This window comes from Desulfocicer niacini, from assembly GCF_054657595.1.
Map to the genome: position 1 here is coordinate 1 of NZ_BAAHYK010000117.1, position 2,874 is coordinate 2,874.

5 protein-coding genes are annotated in these 2,874 nt (G+C 46.4%); 3 read left to right on the forward strand and 2 right to left on the reverse strand.

Going from position 1 to position 2,874, the window contains the following annotated elements; all coding sequences use genetic code 11:
* Positions 1-558: 558 nt before the first annotated feature.
* The 3 genes from ACYQ2M_RS24870 to ACYQ2M_RS24880 all read left to right on the forward strand — a co-directional run bounded on the left by ACYQ2M_RS24870 (position 559) and on the right by ACYQ2M_RS24880 (position 1,505).
* Entirely contained in the window at positions 559-807 is a 249-nt protein-coding gene (locus ACYQ2M_RS24870) for a hypothetical protein (protein WP_459919100.1), read from the forward strand.
* A 24-nt stretch (positions 808-831) separates the two neighbouring features.
* A complete protein-coding gene (locus ACYQ2M_RS24875; RefSeq protein ID WP_459919101.1) occupies positions 832-1,002 on the forward strand; it encodes a hypothetical protein in 171 nt (56 codons plus the stop codon).
* A 161-nt stretch (positions 1,003-1,163) separates the two neighbouring features.
* Positions 1,164-1,505 (forward strand): TusE/DsrC/DsvC family sulfur relay protein, encoded by a 342-nt coding sequence (locus ACYQ2M_RS24880; protein WP_459919102.1) that lies wholly within the window; start codon positions 1,164-1,166, stop codon positions 1,503-1,505.
* A gap of 146 nt (positions 1,506-1,651) precedes the next feature.
* Here ACYQ2M_RS24880 and ACYQ2M_RS24885 read toward each other — a convergent pair whose 3' ends face one another.
* Together ACYQ2M_RS24885 and ACYQ2M_RS24890 are read right to left on the reverse strand one after the other, a co-directional pair.
* Positions 1,652-2,023, reverse strand: coding sequence for a TolC family protein (locus ACYQ2M_RS24885; protein ID WP_459919103.1), 372 nt, complete (start codon positions 2,021-2,023; stop codon positions 1,652-1,654).
* 25 nt (positions 2,024-2,048) lie between these two features.
* Positions 2,049-2,874: TolC family protein (locus tag ACYQ2M_RS24890; RefSeq protein WP_459919104.1), on the reverse strand; the 826-nt coding region annotated here is incomplete at its 5' end.

Here is a 2,874-nt window from a genome sequence, read left to right on the forward strand (position 1 = left end):
AACAAATACTCATTAATAATACCCATTTTATCGAAATTTGAGGTTTGATTTTGTTCGCTGATCAGGGTAGTATTCATTTTGACGAATTTCCTTTGTTTTTTGTTAGTTTAGCGGTAAACAAAACATACCAAACAAAGAGAAATTCGTCAATATTTACTTATATATCAAACTCTTAAATTCAAAATGAGTTCTTTTTTGGACCACCGAAAGTTGAGTTATTAAGAAATAAAATTCAATATTTAGCATCAATACATGTGCCCTGCACTATCGCTTTGACAAACTTTAATGGGATGATTACCTCTTATACATTGGCAGCGGGGGCCGCATGGACGGCTGATATGAAGTAAAAATCAAACACTTACCATCAAGAGATATTAATGGCAAATGTGAAGGCGAATGCACAAATATCGTACAGGAAGCCTGCACAAAACACCAGCAGGAACTGAACCGGGTCGAATATTCAGGGAGGGTCATCCCCAAGTGTCGACTGGGTTAAATCACGAACAGAACAACCTTTTTTTTGGGATAAACAAGTATAACCTGAAAGGAGGAAAAATCATGTATAATAAAGATCAAATATGTGAAATGATCAGATCCGTATATCCTGATATTGGGAATTGCGGGATAGAAATCAATGTGTCGTATCACAAAGAGAACAATGCTTGGCTTGTCCACCTTAAAAAAAACAAGCACGAGTTGAAAACATATCTTGAACCGGAAGATGCAAAACTTTGCATGGAAGGCAAGCAGTGTATCGGTCTTGGACTGCAGATATCTCAGCTCAGAGATAATATTAAGGCCATGTGATATTTTATAAAGGAGAGAAGAACCATGGAACCTGAAAAGATATGTCCTATGTGTAATGGTAAAAAAACAATTAAAGGCCATTGCGAATGCAATATGGAGTGGCGTAGCAGTGACGGTGATGACAATCTGGACGACTGCCAGTGTGAACCTGATCAGGAGTGCCCGGTCTGTAAGGGCAGTGGTACTGCCGATTAAAACTATAGCTGATTCAGATACAGGCAATCTCTATTTCTAAGTGCATGAAGCCACGAATACACCGCTGTCTAATTTGTAAGTGATACCTGCAAACTGGTTTAGGATTCGTTTCAACAAGTGTCACAATTACTGAGGTTTGTATTAAGGAGGTTTAAATCATTATGGACACAATAGAAAGAGACAACAAAAAGATTTCATTGGACTCGGAAGGATATCTTACTGATTTTGATTCCTGGACGGAAGAAATGGCCTGCATTTTGTCAGACAAGGAAGGTGTATCAAAAGAATGCCCGTTGAATAGGGAAAAAATGGAAATCCTGAAATTCCTGCGCTGGTATTATCATAAATTTGAAGCATTTCCCATTGTTCGGGCGGTCTGTAAACGGGTGGGACTGTCAAGCGACTGTCAATACGATGAATTTCCTGATCCGCTGGTTGCATGGAAAATCGCAGGGCTTCCCAAACCCACACCAGAGGTGTTTGCAAAAATCACATCAGTGTGAGTGTAAGCGCTTGTTTTTTTTGTTGCCCAGACCCTATGATAAATTTCCGATTTCCAAAAATTTGGACCTGTGTGGTAGGACTGATTATCTCGTTAGGTGGGTACCCAAGGCCGGGAACGGGTGTTACCTTTCTCTCATTCTCGAAGCTAAATGCCTCCTCCAATGGCCTGGTAGAATGCGACGCTGTTGATCAGACGTTTTGCCCGGGCTTCTATCAAGTCAAGCTGGGTCAGCTGGCATTGCTGACGGGCAATGAGTAGCTCCGCATAATCGGTTGCACCGAGTCCATACCGGTTCCGGGTCAGCTCAAGGGAGAGCCTGGATGCCTTATCTGCTGCACGGAGGGCCACAAGTCTTTCCGCGTCATTCTCCAATGACTTCAATACATCGGCCATGTTGCGAAATGACTCCAGAACCACCCATCTGTAGTTTGCAGCAGCTGCATCAAAGGCTGCCAGAGCCGCTCTCTTTTCGGCGGGGAGTCCGGGGTTGAACAGGGGCTGTGTCAGTTGCCCCACCAGGCTCCAGGCGGTAGATCCGCCATCAAACAACGAAGCAAAGGTCAGGGCCTTTGGATTCTAAATCGGCACTCAAGTTGAGTTGGGGATAAAGGGCTGACACCGCAACTTTGTATTCTGCGTTGGCGGCTTTCAGCAACGCCTCGGCCCCTGCAATATCGGGTCTTGCACGCACAAGCTCCGATGGTACAATCAACGGCAGTTCGGAAGGCACAGTAAAGTCCTGCAAGCTAAAGGAAGGCGATCTGCCCGCCCCCGGTGCCTGGCCTGTCAGGACTGCCAGAAGATGATAGTTTTGTTCGAGTCGATTGCGCACCAGGGGTAAACCTGCCCGGTTCTGCTCCAGCTGAGTTTCCAAGGCCGCCAAGACGTCAGGGGATTTCTGACCAAGACGAACGCTCACTTGGGTTAATTCCAGTTGTTCTCTCTGGGAGTTCAAGATGCTTTCCATGGTTTCAATCTGCATGGACAGGCTTGCCTGGGTAATGGCAGTTGTTACGATGGTGGCTTCAAGGGCCAGGCGTGCGCCTTCCAGTTCAAACCCTAGATAGTCACTTTTAGCTGCCAGGGCTTCCAATGCACTACGGTTACCTCCGGCAGGATCAAAGGTGTACCGAACGCCCACGCCAGCGTTGTAAAGATCAAATTCCCGGGCATCCCCGGTTTGTCCCAATGTTTGGGGACTGAAACGTTGGCGCTGGCCGCCAAGGCTCGCCTCAGCCTGGGGGTAAAGGGTCGAACCCGCCCTTGCGGTATAAAGTTCGTTTGCCTGGCGCAGGGTCGCCTCTGCTGTTGTCAGGGTAGGGTTTTGTTCAAGAGCCTTGATGGCCATTCCCTTTTCCCTCATCGGG

Bases quoted from the DNA above. Each gene is read 5' to 3' on its own strand.
- ACYQ2M_RS24870 (WP_459919100.1), top strand. From the start codon at position 559: ATGTATAATAAAGATCAAATATGTGAAATGATCAGATCCGTATATCCT.
- ACYQ2M_RS24875 (WP_459919101.1), top strand. From the start codon at position 832: ATGGAACCTGAAAAGATATGTCCTATGTGTAATGGTAAAAAAACAATT.
- ACYQ2M_RS24880 (WP_459919102.1), top strand. From the start codon at position 1,164: ATGGACACAATAGAAAGAGACAACAAAAAGATTTCATTGGACTCGGAA.